The organism is Plantactinospora sp. CNZ321, from assembly GCF_004217235.1.
On sequence record NZ_SHKQ01000001.1, the window covers coordinates 1,617,572 to 1,634,106 of the forward strand.

At 70.5% G+C, this 16,535-nt stretch carries 16 protein-coding genes and 1 pseudogene; 2 read left to right on the top strand and 15 right to left on the bottom strand.

Annotation, left to right across the window (positions count from 1 at the left end; all coding sequences use genetic code 11):
* Positions 1–151: 151 nt before the first annotated feature.
* Complete coding sequence (locus EV371_RS07135) at positions 152–508, bottom strand: ribbon-helix-helix protein, CopG family (protein ID WP_130461344.1); 357 nt, start codon at positions 506–508, stop codon at positions 152–154.
* Positions 505–786, bottom strand: coding sequence for a hypothetical protein (locus EV371_RS07140; RefSeq protein ID WP_130461345.1), 282 nt, complete (start codon positions 784–786; stop codon positions 505–507). Before EV371_RS07140 ends, EV371_RS07135 begins: the two co-directional genes overlap by 4 nt.
* A 311-nt stretch (positions 787–1,097) precedes the next feature.
* Between EV371_RS07140 and EV371_RS07145 the strand changes: the two genes are divergently transcribed.
* Complete coding sequence (locus EV371_RS07145) at positions 1,098–2,063, top strand: GNAT family N-acetyltransferase (protein ID WP_130461346.1); 966 nt, start codon at positions 1,098–1,100, stop codon at positions 2,061–2,063.
* Between the two features lie 48 nt (positions 2,064–2,111).
* Here the strand turns inward: EV371_RS07145 and EV371_RS07150 are convergent, their stop codons facing one another.
* The 12 genes and pseudogenes from EV371_RS07150 to EV371_RS07205 all read right to left on the bottom strand — a co-directional run.
* Entirely contained in the window at positions 2,112–3,029 is a 918-nt protein-coding gene (locus EV371_RS07150; RefSeq protein ID WP_486484525.1) for a DUF5926 family protein, read from the bottom strand.
* A 102-nt stretch (positions 3,030–3,131) separates the two neighbouring features.
* Positions 3,132–3,533: an ATP-binding protein gene (locus EV371_RS07155; RefSeq protein ID WP_486484526.1), complete on the bottom strand. Its 402-nt coding sequence runs from the start codon at positions 3,531–3,533 to the stop codon at positions 3,132–3,134.
* Between the two features lie 94 nt (positions 3,534–3,627).
* Positions 3,628–5,088 carry a PAS domain-containing sensor histidine kinase gene (locus EV371_RS07160; RefSeq protein WP_130461349.1) on the bottom strand — a complete coding sequence of 487 codons (1,461 nt, stop codon included), beginning with the start codon at positions 5,086–5,088 and terminating at the stop codon, positions 3,628–3,630.
* Between the two features lie 82 nt (positions 5,089–5,170).
* Positions 5,171–5,971 carry a glycerophosphodiester phosphodiesterase gene (locus EV371_RS07165; protein WP_486484527.1) on the bottom strand — a complete coding sequence of 267 codons (801 nt, stop codon included), beginning with the start codon at positions 5,969–5,971 and terminating at the stop codon, positions 5,171–5,173.
* 137 nt (positions 5,972–6,108) lie between these two features.
* Entirely contained in the window at positions 6,109–6,444 is a 336-nt protein-coding gene (locus EV371_RS07170) for a rhodanese-like domain-containing protein (RefSeq protein WP_130461350.1), read from the bottom strand.
* A 40-nt stretch (positions 6,445–6,484) separates the two neighbouring features.
* Complete coding sequence (locus EV371_RS07175) at positions 6,485–7,369, bottom strand: LCP family protein (RefSeq protein ID WP_130461351.1); 885 nt, start codon at positions 7,367–7,369, stop codon at positions 6,485–6,487.
* A 326-nt stretch (positions 7,370–7,695) separates the two neighbouring features.
* Positions 7,696–9,003 carry an LCP family glycopolymer transferase gene (locus EV371_RS07180; protein WP_130461352.1) on the bottom strand — a complete coding sequence of 436 codons (1,308 nt, stop codon included), beginning with the start codon at positions 9,001–9,003 and terminating at the stop codon, positions 7,696–7,698.
* Positions 9,004–9,125: 122 nt separating this feature from the next.
* Complete coding sequence (locus tag EV371_RS07185) at positions 9,126–10,385, bottom strand: LCP family glycopolymer transferase (protein ID WP_130461353.1); 1,260 nt, start codon at positions 10,383–10,385, stop codon at positions 9,126–9,128.
* Positions 10,386–10,460: 75 nt separating this feature from the next.
* Positions 10,461–11,441 carry a GDP-mannose 4,6-dehydratase gene (locus EV371_RS07190; protein WP_130461354.1) on the bottom strand — a complete coding sequence of 327 codons (981 nt, stop codon included), beginning with the start codon at positions 11,439–11,441 and terminating at the stop codon, positions 10,461–10,463.
* Between the two features lie 180 nt (positions 11,442–11,621).
* The gene (locus tag EV371_RS07195; protein ID WP_130461355.1) at positions 11,622–13,313 is read right to left on the bottom strand and encodes a sodium:solute symporter family transporter; all 1,692 of its coding nucleotides are present in this window, start codon (positions 13,311–13,313) and stop codon (positions 11,622–11,624) included.
* Positions 13,310–13,678: a DUF485 domain-containing protein gene (locus EV371_RS07200; protein ID WP_130461356.1), complete on the bottom strand. Its 369-nt coding sequence runs from the start codon at positions 13,676–13,678 to the stop codon at positions 13,310–13,312. Before EV371_RS07200 ends, EV371_RS07195 begins: the two co-directional genes overlap by 4 nt.
* Before the next feature lie 261 nt (positions 13,679–13,939).
* Positions 13,940–14,473: pseudogene (locus EV371_RS07205) on the bottom strand (flavin reductase family protein); the annotation flags it as partial.
* 176 nt (positions 14,474–14,649) lie between these two features.
* Here EV371_RS07205 and EV371_RS07210 point away from each other — a divergent pair.
* Complete coding sequence (locus EV371_RS07210) at positions 14,650–14,994, top strand: sigma factor (protein WP_130461358.1); 345 nt, start codon at positions 14,650–14,652, stop codon at positions 14,992–14,994.
* Here the strand turns inward: EV371_RS07210 and EV371_RS07215 are convergent.
* Complete coding sequence (locus EV371_RS07215) at positions 14,891–16,534, bottom strand: sodium:solute symporter family transporter (protein ID WP_130461359.1); 1,644 nt, start codon at positions 16,532–16,534, stop codon at positions 14,891–14,893. The two genes, EV371_RS07210 and EV371_RS07215, sit on opposite strands and share 104 nt — an antisense overlap.
* Between the last annotated feature and the right edge of the window lies 1 nt (position 16,535).

Here is a 16,535-nt window from a genome sequence, read left to right on the forward strand (position 1 = left end):
CACAGCCCCGGGGGTCGTCTTCGTCTCCTGCCCCGCCGGTCGGGGACTACCAGGCGTGCGTGCGGTTCCAGGCGATGCTCCTGGCCAGGCTGGACGGAGTTGGGCTGGCCGAGTCTCCTGGATCACCACTGATCCACAGTCGGGGCGCAGCTCACGCCGCGTCGGCGCGTCCTTCGGTCGTGCGCGCCATGACGATGCGACGGAGCACGTCGAGGGCGTGTTCGGCCTCGTCCCGGCTGACGGGTGCGGTGCGGGCGTCAACATATCCGGTCAGAGCACTACGGATCACGTCCGACCGACGGGCTGCGGTTTCCTCGGCGAAATGATCGAGTCGTTCGACGAGTGTGACGGGCAGCCGGATGCTGACCAACGTCATCGGCACGTCGGGCGCTGGGCCGGACGCCGGTGCCGCCTCCATGGATCGGATCACCGGGGCCAGGCTGTCGCTGCTGCGGAACCACGCGATGACCTCGTCCTTGGTCATCCGGTCGAAGTCCGGCTCGGTCACAGGACCCGCCTCCTCCACTCGTCGAGGTCCGCGCCATGCAAGGCACGAACTCCCATGATCTTGTAGGTCTGGGTGCCCCCGATGCGGTCGCAGAGCACGGCGACGACCCGACCACTGCCCGCCATGCCGATGACGATGAGCAGCAGATCGCCGATGGGACGCTCGTGGCGCAGTCCCGGCGGGGCGTACAGCGCCTGGGTCGCCTCGTTTACGTCCACGCCGTTGCGTCGAGCGTCGGACAAGCCCCCATCAGTCCAGACGTACTCCCGCTCCGGCACGCGCCGAGCGTAACACGACGTAATACGTTTATCCTGGCTATCCCGAGCGTGCGACTTCAGGCGGTGGGCTCCGTCGAGTGCACTGCCGTCGTGCCTTGGCCGCTCCGAACGGCAGCAGCGGCTCGGCTGCGGTTCCCCCGGTCGAGTACGGCCGGACTCAGCCGGGACAGGATCTCGTCCACGTCGATGCCGAGCGGCGCCAGGGTGACGCGGTCGGCGCGGCACCGGCACCCAGCGGCGCGGCCTGGTGTTGGGGCCCGGACCTGCAGGGCGAGCCCGACGCGGGTGGGGACGGACCGTAGAGTCTGGTCGTGGCGGTAATCGTTCGGCCGTATGTCGATTTGGATGCTCCGGCAGTCGCAGCGCTCCTGAACGAGGTCGAGGTCGAGGTTCACTTTGGTGGACCGCCGTTGTTTGGTCCTCACGATGTGGGCGGCTGGATGCGGGCGATACGGGATGTGGATCTGGATACTCGGCTGGCGGTCACACCGGATGGCACGGCTGTCGCGTACGGACTGGTCTCAGTGCCAGCGGATGGAGGTCAGCAGGCCAGCCTGAAGGGCGCCGTTCATCCGGCATGGCGTGGTCGAGGCATCGGTCGGGACCTCCTGGCCTGGCAACTCGGGCGCCTCGATGATCTTCATCATCAGATCGCTCCGGCAGCCGACTGGACCGTTCGCGCAGGCGCGCACCGTCAAGACGCCGCCGCGCAGCGTCTGCTTGAGCACGCGGGCTTCGCTCCGGTTCGGTACTGGTTCGGCATGGAGGCGCAGACCCCTGCAGCGGCGGCTGACGGCGCCCTGCCAGACGGGCTGCGGGTTCAGAGCGCTGCGGATGTCGACCCGGCGGCACTCTACGCGGCGCATCTGGAAGCCTTCGCCGGGCACTTCGGGTTCGAGCCCAGCGGCATGCAGGAGTGGACAGCCCAAACCATAGCGTCGATCGGCTTCCGGCCAGACCTGTCCCGGATCGTGTACGGCGACGAGATCGTTGCCTACGTCCTGTCCTTCGACGACGAGACCCTGCCCGAGAACGTGTATGTCGGCGTTGTCGGCACCCGGCCCGCTTGGCGCGGCCGAGGCATGGCCTCTCTCCTACTCGCTGAGGTACTGGCCGCCGCCGCGAAGGCGGGTAAGACAACGGCCCGGTTGAACGTCGATGCGACCAACCCGACCGGGGCGATCAGGATCTACGAGCGGGCGGGGTTCGTCGCGGTGTCCCAGTTCGTTACCTTTTCGAGGTCTCTCGTCATGGTGGCCGGTTCAGCAGGAAGCTAACGCTTACTGGAACGACGATAGCTCTCCGAGGATCTTGATTTGCCGCTGTCAGCGCAGCGTGAGTTGGCGGCCGAGCAGGCCCTGCTTGGCGCGGCGGCCGGCGGCGTCCAGCGGGCCCGGGTCGGCCAGGGCGGCGGCGTACCGCTTCGCGACGTCCGCCAGCGGACCTTCCCAGGACTCCGGCGCGGCGTCCCGGGGAATGTCCCAGACCGGTACCAGCCGGCCGTGCGCCCGGAACATGCCGGCGAACCGGGTCTGCGGGCCGAGCGGCAGCTCACCGGCGGCGGAGAGCCGGGAGAGCGCGTCCAGCGCCGCGTCCTCGTCGTCGGGCAGCACCCAGCGGACATGGCTCTTGCCGGTGACCTGGCACCAGTACGCGGCCGGCGCGGCGGCCAGCCGGACCGTCGGGTAGATCGAGGCGTTGGCCCGCTCCAGCGACGCCTTGACGTTGGGGTCGTCGCCCGCCCCCGGGTCGAGCCAGAAATCGAACCCGTCGTGCATGGTGATGTCGAGCGGCCCGTCGACCAGCACGTCCGGCAGCCGGGGACCCTCGCCGGGCAGCGCCGGCACCGAGACCGTGCCACCCGGCTCGGTACGCAGCGCGCAGAGCAGCGCCTCGGCAAGGTCCCGGGAGACGTCGCCGGACTGCACGTGCCGCTGGAGACCGATCATGATCCGGCCGTCCGGCTTGGTGATCGCGGGCGTGGCCATCGGCAGCACGGTGGCCAGGGTGACCGGCCGGTCCCCGAACTCCTCCACCAGGTGCGGCGCGAGGGTCAGCGGAGCGGAGGCCGCCGGCACCAGCTCACGCAGCGCGATCCACTCCACCTCGTCGGTCAGCTCCTCGAAGGGACGGGGCACGAAGACGTCCCGTACCTTCTGTCGCTTTCCGTTCTGGTTTTCCCCGCTGGTGGAGTTGCTGCCGTCCGCTGCGGCGGACCGGGAACTCTTTCGACGCTTGCCCACGGCGAGACAGCCTAGGCGCAACCGGCCGGGCGCGGGCACCCGGCTAGGCGCAACCGGCCGGGCGCGGACACCCGGCGGCACCCTGGCGTCGGCGACGGCCGTTCAGCCGACGGCGACCGAATGCCGGACCGGTTGTACAAGCCGGGCCCAGACGCTCTGCCCCAGCCCGTCCCGCTCGACTCCCCAGTCGGCGGCGAGCGTGGCGACCAGGAGGAGTCCTCGGCCGTCCGTTGCCTCCGGCCCGACCTGGCGGACCCGGGGCGGGCCGGTGGAGCCGCCGTCGGTCACCCGGATCTCCAGGGTGTTCGCGGTCGGGCTGGTACGCAGCAGCCAGGTCAGCCGGATCATCCCGCCGGGCAGCGGCGCGGCGTGCCGTACGGCGTTGCCGAGCAGTTCGGCCGCCACCATCTCGGCGTCGCCGAGCAGGTCCGCCGGCACCGCGCCGTCGAGTTCCGCACCGAGCCGGTGCCGGGCGGTACGGGCGCCCTGGGCGTGCTGCGGCACCAAAAGGCACCACGACCGTTCGGTCGAGACGCTCGACACTGTAGGTGCCTCCTCGACGGACCACCGGGGCACGGCGCCACCGGGCGACCTTGGTTCAGCCGCGGGGCAGCCGCACCTCTGCGACCGTACCGCCACCGTCGCGCGGGCGGAGGGAAACCCAGCCATTCTGCCGCTCGACGATCCGGCGCACGAGGTAGAGGCCCAGGCCGGCGCCGGGATAGCGGCGGCGGTCGCCGGACTCCCCCTGCCAAAAACGTTCGAATGCGCGTTCGACATGCTCCGGACGTACCCCGATTCCCCGGTCGCTCACCCTGAACGCCACCGTCCGCCGGTCGGCCTCCGCGGTCAGCAGCACCGGCGCGCTGTCCGGCGAGTACTTGCCGGCGTTGGTGACGAGTTCGGTGAGTACCGTCGCCAGGATGGCCCGGTCGCCGAGTGCCTTCGGCAGGTTCTCCGGAAGCTGGATCACCAGCCGGTGACGCAGCTCGGCGGGAAGGTCGGCGGCGGCGGTCCGGAGCGTGTCGAGCAGGTCGAACGGGACCGGCGGGGAGCTGCCGACCGGGTTCGCCTCGTTGGTGGTGGCGAGCAGTCGATCCACCAGTCGGGCCAGCTCACCGGCGCGTTGGCCGATCACCCCGGCCGCCTGCCGCCGGTCAGAGTCGGAGAGCGACTCCCAGTGCGTGCCGAGCGTGTCGGCGTAGCCCTTGATGACCGTGACCGGGGTACGAAGCTCGTGGCTGGTCACCGCCACGAAGAGGTCCCGGTCGTGGTCCCGGATGTGCTGGTCGCTGCTGTCCCGGAAGGTGACCACCCGGGAGGCGGCGGTGCCCGGCAGGTCCCCAGAAGTGATCTTCAGCCAGCGGCCGTCTGGCAGTCGATGGTCGAGTACCTGCCCCGGCGGCGGCACCGGAAACGGCAGCGGCCGGCCGAGCAGTTCGGCGGCGCACAGCCCGGTGACCTTCTCGGCGGCCGGGTTCCAGAGCTGTACGGTGGCGTCCCGGGTGACGATCGCCAGGCCGTCGGCGAGGGCCGCCACCACCGCGCCGTCGCCGTGCACCGGCAGGCCGGCCTGGTCGCCGTACATGTGCGCGACCGTGGCGGCCAGGTAGCCGAGCACGGAACGGTGTTCGGGGTCGTCGGGGCGCTCGGCCTCCGGGTAGAGCGCGTACAGGTTGCCGATCGTCAATCCGCCGATCTCGACCCGGGCGGCGAGCAGGTGGCGCAGGCCGCGCTCGTCCAGCTCCTCGGCCAGGTCCGCCGGAAGGACATCCACGCTCACCGCGCGTACCCCCGGACCGCAGACCAGATCGTCGGCCGGCTGCTCGATGGTCGGGACCGGTCGGCCTACCGCCCAACCCAGCTCACCGTTGCCGGAGACCACCCGCCCGCCGTTCGGGCCGAACTCGACGAAGGCGACGCCGGGCGCGCGGAGCGCCCGCGCGGCGACCTGCAACAGCCGGTTGAGCACGGGAAGCCCCACCTCGCCCGCGTTCAGCATCTCCATCACCTCGGCATGGCCGGCGATGAGGCAGGGGTAATCGGGGCGTTCCGGCATTCCCCGAGTCTGCCCGTTCGGCGGGTCTTTCGGCAGTACCGTCATCCGGCCAGCCCGGTCCGGCGCAGCGGTCCGGTCCGGCTCAGCGGCCCAACCGGTCGAGGACCATGGCGGGCCGGTCGGTGATGATCCCGTCCACGCCGCAGGCCAGGGCCAGGTCCAGTTCGGGGGCGTCGTTGACGGTCCAGACGTAGACCCGGTTGCCCGCCCGGTGCAGGGCCGGGACGAGCTGCGGACGGGTACGGAGCAGCTTGACGCTCGGGCCGGCGATCTGGGCGCCGAACGGCAGCCGCCCCCGGCGCAGCCCGGGAGGCGCGAGATCCAGCAGCAGTACCGTCGACAGTCGGGGCGCCAGCCGGCGGATCTGGCGGACGGCCAGCGGGGAGAAGGACATCACGGTCGCCCGGACCGGATCGTCCGGCCGGGGATCGGCCAGCCCGTGCCGTTCCAGCAGCGCGGTCAGGCGGCGCTCGACCCCGGAACCGTACCGGGTCGGGTGTTTCGTCTCGATCAGCAGCTCGACCTCGCGGTCGGCGGCCCGGACCGCCCGGAGCAGGGCGTCGAGGGTGAGCAGGCGGGTCCGCTCCGGAGCCGGCGGCAGGTCGCCGTCGGGCGCGGCGCCGCTGTGCCACGAACCGTAGTCGAGCCGTTCCAGCTCGGCCAGCGTGTACGCCCCGACCGGCCCCCGACCGTTGCTGGTCCGTTCCAGTCGCCGGTCGTGTACGCAGACCAGGTGCCCGTCCCGGCTCAGCCGTACGTCGCACTCCAGCCCGTCCGCGCCCTCGGTCAACGCCTGAAGGTACGCCGCCAGGGTGTGCTCCGGCATCATCGCCGAGGAGCCCCGGTGTGCGAAGACCAGCGGACGCGTCCGCTGCTCCGGCACCCCATCGCCTCCCGGCCGCTGCGGGGCTGGCAGGCCCGGCTCACTCCTCGCGCTCGGGGTGCTGGTTGGTTGTTCGCGCTGCGGGGCTCGCAGGCCCGGCTCACTCCTCGCGCTCACGGTGCTGGTGGCCTTTGCGGTCAGATGATCCGGGCCGGTTGCCCGTCCTCGCTGGCCAGCGGGCGGCCGGAGGCGGCCCACTCCCGCATCCCGCCGTCGAGGTTGCGGACGTTGTCCCAGCCGTTGCTCATCAGATAGCCGACCACCTGGCCGGAGCGGCCGCCGGAGCGGCAGACGACCACCACGTCGCCGTCGGTCGGGATCTCGGACAACCGCGCGGGCACCTCCATCATCGGCAGATGGTGGGCGCCGGGCGCGTGGCCGGCCGTCCACTCGTCCGGCTCCCGTACGTCGAGCAGGTAGGCGTCGGCGGGTACCTCGGCGGCGGTCACGGAGGGAACGTTGGCTGCGAACACGGTTACCAAGGGTAGAGCCTGTCCGGGCCATCGCCGGAATCTACAGCCGGTTGACCCACTTCGGGTGCTGCCGTGCCCAGTTGTCCAGGTCCTCGCCGTGCATCGAGTCGAACAGGGTGTTCGCCGGCTCGTCGAGCAGGACGTACGAGACCTCGTCGATCGTCTCGGCGTGGGACGGGAGCTGGATGCCGCGCAGCGCGTTGGAACGGATCCGGCGCAGGCCGAAGATCAGGTCTTCCAGCGGTATCCCGTTGGTGTCGACGGTGAACGAGGAGCCGACGGCCCGGATCACCTGGTCCAGCCGGAGCGGGTTGCGGAGCATGTCCGTGGTGGTGACTTTGTCCATCATCGCCCGTAGCAGTTGCTGCTGGTGGCGCTGCCGGTCGAAGTCGCCGTTCGGCAGGTCGTACCGCTGGCGGGCGTAGTCGAGTGCCCGCGCTCCGCTCATCTGGTGGCAGCCGGCCTCGAAGACGTGCCGGGTGTGTATCGACCGGACCGGGGTGTCGACGCACATCCGAACCCCGCCCAGCAGGTCGATGGCGCTCTGGAAGCCGGCGAAGTTCACCAGGGCGGCGCCGTCGAAGCGGATTCCGGTGAGCCGGCTCAGGGTCGCGGAGAGCAGCCGGGTGCCGCCCTGGCCACCGCCGCCGTAGTGGAACGCCGAGTTGATTTTGTCGGAGCCGCCCGGCCAGCCGCTGGCCGGCGCGGGCGGGATCTCGACGAGCAGGTCCCGAGGTACCGAGATCAGGTAGGCCCGGTCCAGTCCGGCCGGCAGGTGGGCGATCATGATGGTGTCCGACCGCTGGCCGGTGCCGGGGCTGGCGGTGGGGCGCTCGTCGGAGCCGACCAGCAGGAAGTTGAGCGGGCCGGCGACGTCGCCCCGTTCGCCCCGGGCCGCCGGGTCGAGGAGCAGTTGCTTGACCACGCTGTTGTCGTAGCGGTTGGTCAGGAGGTGCAGGCCGGCACCACCGACACCGGAGATCAGCAGCAGGACCAGGCCGAGCCCGAGCGCGACCTTCGCCCAGACCGGCGCGCTGCGCCGGTGCCGTGCCGACCCCTCCGGCTCGCCGGTACGACCGGAGCCGTAGACGCGTCCTGGCTGCCCGGGTTGACCCGGAGCCGCCCGCTTGGGTGTGAACGTGACCCCTCCCCGGACCCGGCTGAGTGAAGCTTCCTCAGCTCAGGCTAGGGGCCCGGTTTGAGCGTCTAGTGGCTTTTGGGATTTTCGCTGGCGCTACCTGCCCGCGCGGCCTACTTGCTCGGTGCCAGCACGCTCGGATTGTTGATGATGAACTCGTCCAGCCTGTCGTTCTTGACCGCCGTGAACATCTCCCGGCTGATCGGCTTGAGGGTCTCCCGACCGTTGCCGTTGCCGGCGAAGTTTCCCCCGTTGGTACGCAGCAGCACCAGGTCGTTGGCGGCCACCCCGCGCAGCGTGAAGATGAAGTTGGCGACCGGGACACCGCCGGTGTCCAGGATCAGCGCCTCGCCGGCCGCCTTCATCAACCGGTTGAGCTTGCCGATGTCGGTCATCACGCCGTTGCTCATGGCCTTCTTGGCCATCGCCTTGATCAGTTGCTGCTGGTTCTGCTGGCGGTCGTAGTCGCCGTGGGTGAGGCCGTAGCGCTGGCGCGAGTAGTCCAGCGCCTCCCAGCCCTCCATCTGCCGGCAGCCCTTCTTGTGCACCACCGGCTTCTTCACGCCGCTGGCCTTGTCGGCCTCGTGGTTCCACATCGGCTTGCCGTCGACCAGCTTCATGTGGTGCGACTTGACCTCCTGCCGAACGCACATCGGGATGGTGCCGAGGGCGTCGATGATCTTCTTGAAGCCGCTGAAGTTGATGATCGCCGCGCCGTCGAAGCTGATCCCGGTCAGCTTGTTCACGGTGAGTGCCATCAGCTGGGCGCCGCCGGCGAGTCCGGCGCCGTTCTGCGCACCGTGGTAGAACGCCTCGGTCGCCTTGGCGGTGCCGCCGCCGTACCTGCTCTTCTTGAACGCCGGCACCTGCACCTCGGTGTCGCGCGGGATGGAGAGCAGGTACGCCTGGTCGTGGGTGGCCGGGATGTGCAGCACGATGATGGTGTCGGCCCGGACGTTGTCGGCGTCCAGCCGGGCCCGCGCGTCGATGCCGAGCAGCAGCAGGTCGATCGGGCCCTCGAGGTCCTCGCCGCCCTCGGCGTCGGACTTGCTCGCGGCACCGAGCAGGTTGTCCTGCTGGATGCTGCTGGTGGCCTGGTCGATCGCGACCTGCATGCCGACGATGGCGACCCCGCTGGAGAGCATCAGCACGGCGCCGAAGACCAGTGTGAGGCGGGCCCAGAGCGGTGTCCTGCGCCGGCGGGCGCTCTTGCCACCCTTACCCTTGCCCGTGCCGCTTCTGGCCCTGCCACTGCTGGCCCTGCCACTGCTGGCCGTGCCGCTGCTGGCCCTGCCGGCGGTGCCGGTCGGCAGATCCGGCCAGTCGTCGAGCGGCGCACCGGCCCCGACCGACGCGGTCGCGCGGGAGGGCGCGACCGCCGAGGCGGGCCGTGGGGGACGTCGGCGGGATTGCACCGGCATGCCTGCTCCAGGTTCAGGGGTGAGGGGCGGGACGCTGTGACATGGTGCGGACACCGGCCAGCCGTCCCGAGTCAACTACGTTACCTGCTCCTGTTCATCTACGGGTGAGCGCGCGGATCGGTTCAACCGCCGTCGGCCGGTGTGGGCGTCGGGGCGACGTTCGCCGCGACCCATTCGTCCATTGTGTCCGCCGCCATCGCGCGGTACATGGCCAGCGCCTTCTCCCGGTTCGACACCACCACCGACTCGCCGTTGATGGTCTCGCTGCCGTTGTGCGGGCTGGTGATGAACCGGAGGTTCTCGCCGCGCAGGTTGCGGAACTGGATCGCCATGTCGACCAGGGAGAAGCCCTTGTCGACGGTGACCGCGCTGGTGACCGACTTGAGGAAGGCGTTCAGTTTGGGTGGGTTGGTCAATGTGCCGGTACTGACCGCCTTATCCATCAACGCCCGTAGGAACTCCTGCTGGTGGCGCATCCGGGCGAAGTCGCCGTCCGGGAACTGCTTGCGCTGCCGGATCCAGTCCAGCGCCTCGGCCCCGTTCATGTGGTTGACGCCCTTCTTGAACTTCCGGTACGGCTTGTGGATCGAGGTGATGTCGCGCTCCACCTTCAGGTCGACCCCGCCCAGCGCGTCGGTGACCTCCTTGAAGCCGGCGAAGTCGATCGCCATCACATGGTCGATCCGGACGTCGGTGAAGCACTCCACGGTGCGTACCGCCAGGGGCAGGCCGCCGAACGCGAACGCCGCGTTGATCTTCCGCCGGTCACCGCTGCCGCACTCCGCCTTGGCGTTCTCCGGGATCGGCACGTAGAGGTCACGGGGTATCGAGACCAGGTACGCCTTGTCGTGGCTGGCCGGGATGTGCATCACGATGATGGTGTCGGCCCGCCACTTGCTGGCCTGGTCGATCGGGGCATCCGGATCCCGGGAGTCGCTGCCGACCAGCAGGATGTTCAACGCACCGCTGACCGACTGCGGCCGGCCGCCGGCCAGCTCGGCGAACGGGTCGGTCCGGGCCAGGTCGTTGTCGAGCCCTCGTAGGTAGAGCCAGAGGCCACCGCTGGTGAGCAGGCCCAGTATCAGCACCGCGACGCCGACGACCAGGGCGATCCGACCCCAGCGGGGCCGTGGGCCGCGCCGGCCGGGGGAGCCGGGCAGGGCCGGACCACCGGGCCCGCCGGGACCACCGCCGCCGGGACCGGTCGGTGAACCGTAGTAACGGCCCTGACCTGGTACGCCGGAAACCTGCGCCCGGCCGGAGATCCGGCTCGGATCGGCCGCTTGACCTGGGCCGCCTGGCACCGGGGCCCGACCGGCGGATCCGCCGGCCGTCATCCGGTACGAACCGCCGGTCGCGTTCGGGGGAGGGCTCTCGAACATGCCCTCAGAGTACGTAGCAAAACCAAGAAATCGCTGTGTGCCACGGCCCGGCTGGCACGAACCCGGTATCCTCCGCTACCCCGCCAACCGCTGGCTGAAGTGGTCGATCGTCCGGCGCAGCCCCTCGGTGGGAGTGACCTCCGGCTCGTAGCCGAGCCGCTCCCGGGCGAGCGTGAGATCCGGCCGGCGCATCTCCGGGTCGTCGGCGGTACGAGTGATATAGGTCACCTTGGATCGGCTTCCGGTCAGCTCGGCGATCGTCTCGGCCAGCTCGCGCATCGAGACCTCGTGCTCGGTGCCACAGTTGATCGGGCCGGTCTCGGTGGAGTCGAGCAGCAGCAGGATGCCACGGACCAGATCGCTGACATAGCAGATGGAGCGGGTCTGCGCGCCGGTTCCGTGCACGGTCAGCGGTTCGCCGCGCAGCGCCTGGGTGATGAAGGTGGGGATGGCCCGCCCGTCGTCCGGCCTCATCCTCGGCCCGTACGTGTTGAAGATGCGGACGATGCCGACGTCGAGCCCGTGGTAGCGGTGGTAGGCCATCGTGCTGGCCTCGGCGAACCGCTTGGCCTCGTCGTAGACGCTGCGTACGCCGATCGGGTTGACGTTGCCCCAGTAGGTCTCGACCTGCGGGTGCACCTGCGGGTCGCCGTACGCCTCGGAGGTGGAGGCCAGGATGAACCGGGCCCGGTCGGCGACGGCGCGGTCGAGCAGGTGCAGGGTGGCCAGGGAGCCGACCCGGAGGATCTCGATCGGCAGCGTCGCGAAGTCGGTGGGGCTGGCCGGTGAGGCCAGGTGCATGATCGCGTCGAACCGCTCGGTCATCGCCGGGTGGTGCCCGGGAAGTCCCTCCGAGACGTCGGCCTCGACCAGGGTGAACCGGGGATGGTCGGCGAGATGGGCGACGTTCTCCTTCGACCCGGTGACGAAGTTGTCCACCGCGACGACCGTGCAACCGCGCGCGATGAGCGCATCGACCAGGTGGGATGGGACGAATCCGGCGCCGCCGGTGACGAGGATCCGGTGTTCCGCTCCGAAACGCTGGGCTACCACCATGAGTCCCAGCCTACCCAGAAAGCTGATCACCGGCTGACCCGAGGGACCGGTCGGCTCGTGCCGGCCGGGAAGAGTGGACGGGGTGGTGCCGGCCACTTCGTGCCCGACACCACCCCGTCCTGCCCACCTGTCCACCGGCGTCCGCCGACGGCGTCGACGGTGCGTCCGGGGTACTGCCGGTCAGTGTGCGCCGGCGCCGGTGAGGGAACGTACCTCCAGTTCGGCGTACTTCTCCTCGTCGGACTCCTTAGAGATGATCGTGCCGATCCAGCCGCAGAGGAAGCCGACCGGGATGGAGATGATGCCCGGGTTCGACAGCGGGAACCAGTGCCAGTCGTAGTCCGGGAACATCGCGGTCGGCGCCCCGGAGACGACCGGAGAGAAGAACACCAACCCGACCGCGCTGATCAGACCGCCGTAGATCGCCCAGACCGCGCCGGAGGTGTTGAACCTCCTCCAGAACAGGCTGTAGAGGATCGCCGGCAGGTTGCCGGAGGCCGCCACCGCGAAGGCCAGGGCCACCAGGAACGCCACGTTCAGGTTCTGCGCGAAGATCGACAGCACGATGGATATCGCGCCGATGACCAGCGCCGCGATCCGGGCGACGTTGACCTCCTGCCGCTCCGACGCCTGGCCGCGCTTGACCACGTTCGCGTAGAAGTCGTGCGCCAGGCTGGACGAGGAGGCGAGGGTGAGCCCGGCGACCACCGCGAGGATGGTGGCGAAGGCCACCGCCGCGATGACAGCCAGCAGGGCCGCCCCGCCGACCTCGCCGCCGAGGAAGTCGACCCCGAGCGCCTGGGCGAGCTGTGGTGCCGCGGTGTTGCCGGCCCCGTCCTGTGCCCTGATCGCCTCCTGGCCCACCAGGGCCGCCGCGCCGAAGCCGAGGGCCAGGGTGAACAGGTAGAAGGTGCCGATGATGCCGATCGCCCAGAGCACGCTCTTCCGGGCCGCCTTCGCGCTCGGCACGGTGTAGAAGCGGATCAGGATGTGCGGCAGGCCGGCGGTGCCGAGCACCAGGGCTATGCCGAGGGAGAGCAGGTCGACCTTGTTGTAGAAGGTCTGTGTCGCGTTTCCGGCGACCTCGACGCCGTAGCGCAGTCCTGGTTCGAGGAACTTGGGACCCTCGCCGGAGGCGTTCGCGGCGTCGCCGAGCAGAGCGGAGAGGTTGAACTTGTAGTGCGCCAGCACCAGGATCGTCATCACCAGGGCGCCGCTCATCAGCAGGAACGCCTTGACGATCTGCACGTAGGTGGTGCCCTTCATGCCGCCCACCGTGACGTAGATGATCATGAGGGCGCCGACCATGATGATGGTGGCGATCTTCGCCGCGTCCGCGTCCATGCCGAGGAACGTGGTGCCCGGCCGGATGCCCAGCAGCAGCGCCACCAGCGCGCCCGCGCCGACCATCTGGGCCAGCAGGTAGAAGATCGACACGGTGATCGTGGAGACCGCCGCCGCCGTCCGGACCGGCCGCTGCCGCATCCGGAACGCCAGCACGTCCGCCATCGTGTAGCGGCCCGAGTTCCGCAGCAGCTCCGCCACCAGCAGCAGGGCGACCAGCCAGGCGACCAGGAAGCCGATCGAGTAGAGGAAGCCGTCGTAGCCGTACAGCGCGATGATGCCGGCGATGCCGAGGAACGACGCGGCGGACATGTAGTCGCCGCCGATCGCCATGCCGTTCTGGAAGCCGGAGAACGAGCGGCCGCCGGCGTAGTAGTCGGTCGCCGTCCTGGTCTGTCGGCTGGCCCAGACGGTGATGGCCAGGGTCACCGCGACGAAGACCAGGAAGAGCGTGATGGTCAGGTTGCGGGCGGTGTTGTCGCCCGCCTCCGCGGCCAGGGTGAAACCGGCGAGGACATCTCGACTCATGACGCCTCCTCCTCCTTTCGCTCGTCCGTGACGCCGTTGAGTTCCGCACGGATCCGGTCCGCGATCGGATCCAGCTTCCGCCCGGCGTACCGGGAGTAGAACCAGGCGATCAGGAAGGTGGAGACGAACTGCAACAGGCCGAAGACGAGAGCCACGTTGATGTTGTCGGCGAGCTCGTGGCGCATGAAACCGCGCGCGTACGCGGAGAGGATCACGTAGAGCGCGTACCAGAGGAAGAACGCCACGGTCATCGGAAAGACGAAGCCGCGCAGCGCCTTGCGCAACCCGACGAACTCGTCCGACTGCTGTACAGCGACGTACCGGTCGGCGGGTGCGCTGGCCGGTGCGGGAGTGTCCGTAGACATGCTGGTCTCACCACCTTCGCAGGGGCAGGGGAGTTTCCGCGCACCGTATGGAGCCGCCCGGAGATCGGAAAGCAGTGATCCGAAGCCTGGTCAGCGGCTGCGCCGAACGGGCCGGTGGCTGCGCCGAGTGACCCGGGTCACGCCGCTCGGCGACAGACCCGGTCAGCCGCCAGCGGCCGGAGGACCGCCCGGTCAACCAGCGGCCGGACGACCGGCCCGGTCAGCCAGCGGCCGGACAGGTACGCCCACCCCCGAGCGTCGCTACTCGGCCAGCTCGCGGTAGCGGCCCCGGTGGTGCAGCAGCGGTGCCGCCGCACCCTCCAGCTCGACCGTCTCGATGGTGGCCTCGACCAGCAACGCCCAGCCGTACTCCCGGGCACCGTCCAGCCGGCAACCGGCCCAGCCGCCGATCCCAGGCCCGCCCGGCACCGGCCCGTACCCGGTCCGCGTCCACTCGCCGGTGGCGAAGAGCCCGCCCGGGGCCGGGAACAGCCCGGCGAACCGGTCGGCGAGCTGCCGATGTGCCGGGCCGAGCAGCGTCACCGCGAACCGACCGCTGCCGGACGCCGCCGCCCACAGCTCCGACTCCTCGTCGACCAGCCCGAGCAGTCGCCCCGGCTCACCGTCGGCGACCAGGGTGGACGAGACGGTCAGCCCGGCCGGGTCACCGTCCGGCGATTCGTACGCCGTCCAGAGCGTCACCGGCGCCGGCAGCCGGCCGCGCAGCCGGCGCACCGGGGAGCGGTCCCGCTCCGGGGTGGCGAACGGGTCGGTGTGGTGGATCTGCCCACCCGGCGACTCGGCTCGGTTCACCGCACCATTGTGCCGACCGGTCCGGGGGGCGGTGGGCACACCGGCGCAGTCGACACTCCGCTCCGTCGGCCCCGGTGCGCTCGAAGTCGGCGGCCATCCGGGAAACCCGGACCGCGACCGGAGGGTGTTAGCGGTAGGGATCTCGACGGGAGGGGCGAATGGCCCAGGAGAACGACTTCGAGGAGTTCTACCGGAGCACCCGGCAACGGGTGGTGACAGTGCTCTACGCCCTCGGCGGCAACCTGGCGGATGCCCAGGACGCCACCCAGGAGGCGTACGTCCGGGCCTGGCAGCGGTGGTCCAGGGTGGGTGGGTACCAGGACCCGGAGGCGTGGGTCCGCACGGTCGCGCTGTTGACGGGCCGAGGGCGCGCTCGCCGCGCCGCCGGGCCGCGCCGGCTCAGAGCCGCAGCGACTCCGGGGCGTGCAGCCGCAGCATCGTCGCGGCGACATCGGCCGGCGCCCGCCACCGGGTGGCCCAGGAGACGGTGGCCATCACGGTGAAGGCCAGCGGGACGGTCCAGGCGGCCGGCTGGGCGATCAGCACGGCCGGCCAGCCGGTCAACTCCGGACCGACCACGGTGAACAGCACCGCGCCGACCGCCGCGCCTCCGCCGGCCAGGATCCCGGCCGCCGCCCCGGCGTCGGTCAGGCCACGCCACCAGATGCCGAGCACCAGCAGCGGGCAGAAGCTCGACGCGGCGACCGCGAAGGCCAGCCCGACGACCTGGGAGACGTCCAGCCCGGAGACGTTCAACGCCAGCACCATCGGCACCAGCCCGCCGACGATCGTGGCCAGCCGGAAGTCGCGTACCGAGCCGCGGCCGAGCACGTCCGTGGAGAGCACCCCGGCCACGCTGGTGAGCAGGCCGGAGGAGGTGGAGAGAAAGGCGGCGAACGCCCCGGCGGCGACCAGCGCGGCCAGCAACTGCCCGGTCAGGCCGTCGCCGAGCGCCGCGCCGGGCAGCAGCACCACCACCGCGTCGGTCCGCCCGATCAGCAGCAGGTGCGGGGTGTAGATCCGCCCGAGCACGCCGTACAGGGTGGGGAACAGGTAGAAGGCGCCGACCAGGGCCAGCACCACCAGGGTGGTACGCCGGGCCGCGGCGCCGTCCGGATTGGTGTAGAACCGCACGAGTACGTGTGGCAGCCCCATCGTGCCGAGGAAGGTCGCCAGGATCAGCGAATAGGTGGCGAAGAGTCCCCGGTCGTCGTTGCCGGCCGTGCTCGGCAGCAGCCAGTCCGCCCCTCGGGCGGCGTTCACGCTGGAGACGTCCGGCACCGGGTCACCGGCGGCGAACGACAACTCGTCGCCGGGGCGTACCTCCCGGAAGGAGCCGTCCGGCAGGGTGAGCTTCGCCGGCTCCTCCACCACCACGGTGGTCGCGGCCGGGAAGACCGGACCACCGACCGGGGTCACCGGCGGTCGGGCGTCCGCCTGCCACTGCAACACCAGGAAGATCGCGGGTACGGCCAGCGCGGTGAGCTTCAGCCAGTACTGGAAGGCCTGCACGAAGGTGACCGCCCGCATCCCGCCCAGCGCGACGTTGGCGGTGACCACCGTGCCGACCAGCAGAGCGCCCAACTCGTACGGGCCACCGGCGACCGTGGTCAGGGTCAGCCCGGCGCCCTGCAACTGCGGTACGAGGTAGAGCCAGCCGATGAAGACCACGAAGACGGTGGCCAGTTTGCGCAGCCGTTGCGAGCCGAGCCGGAGCTCGCAGAAGTCGGGCAGGGTGAACGCGCCGGAGCGGCGCAGCGGCGCGGCCACGAAGAGCAGCAGCGCCAGATAGCCGGCGGCGAACCCGACCGGATACCAGAGCACGTCCACGCCGTACTTGAGGATCAGGCCGGCGATGCCGAGGAACGAGGCGGCGGAGAGGTACTCGCCGCCGATCGCCGCCGCGTTCCAGGTCGGGCTGACCATCCGGGACGCCACCAGGAAGTCCGAGGTGGTCCGGGCCAGGGTCAGCCCGTAGAAGCCGATCGCGACCGTGAGCAGGGTGACCCCGATGATCGCCGGCACCGTGTACGGGTTGCCCACC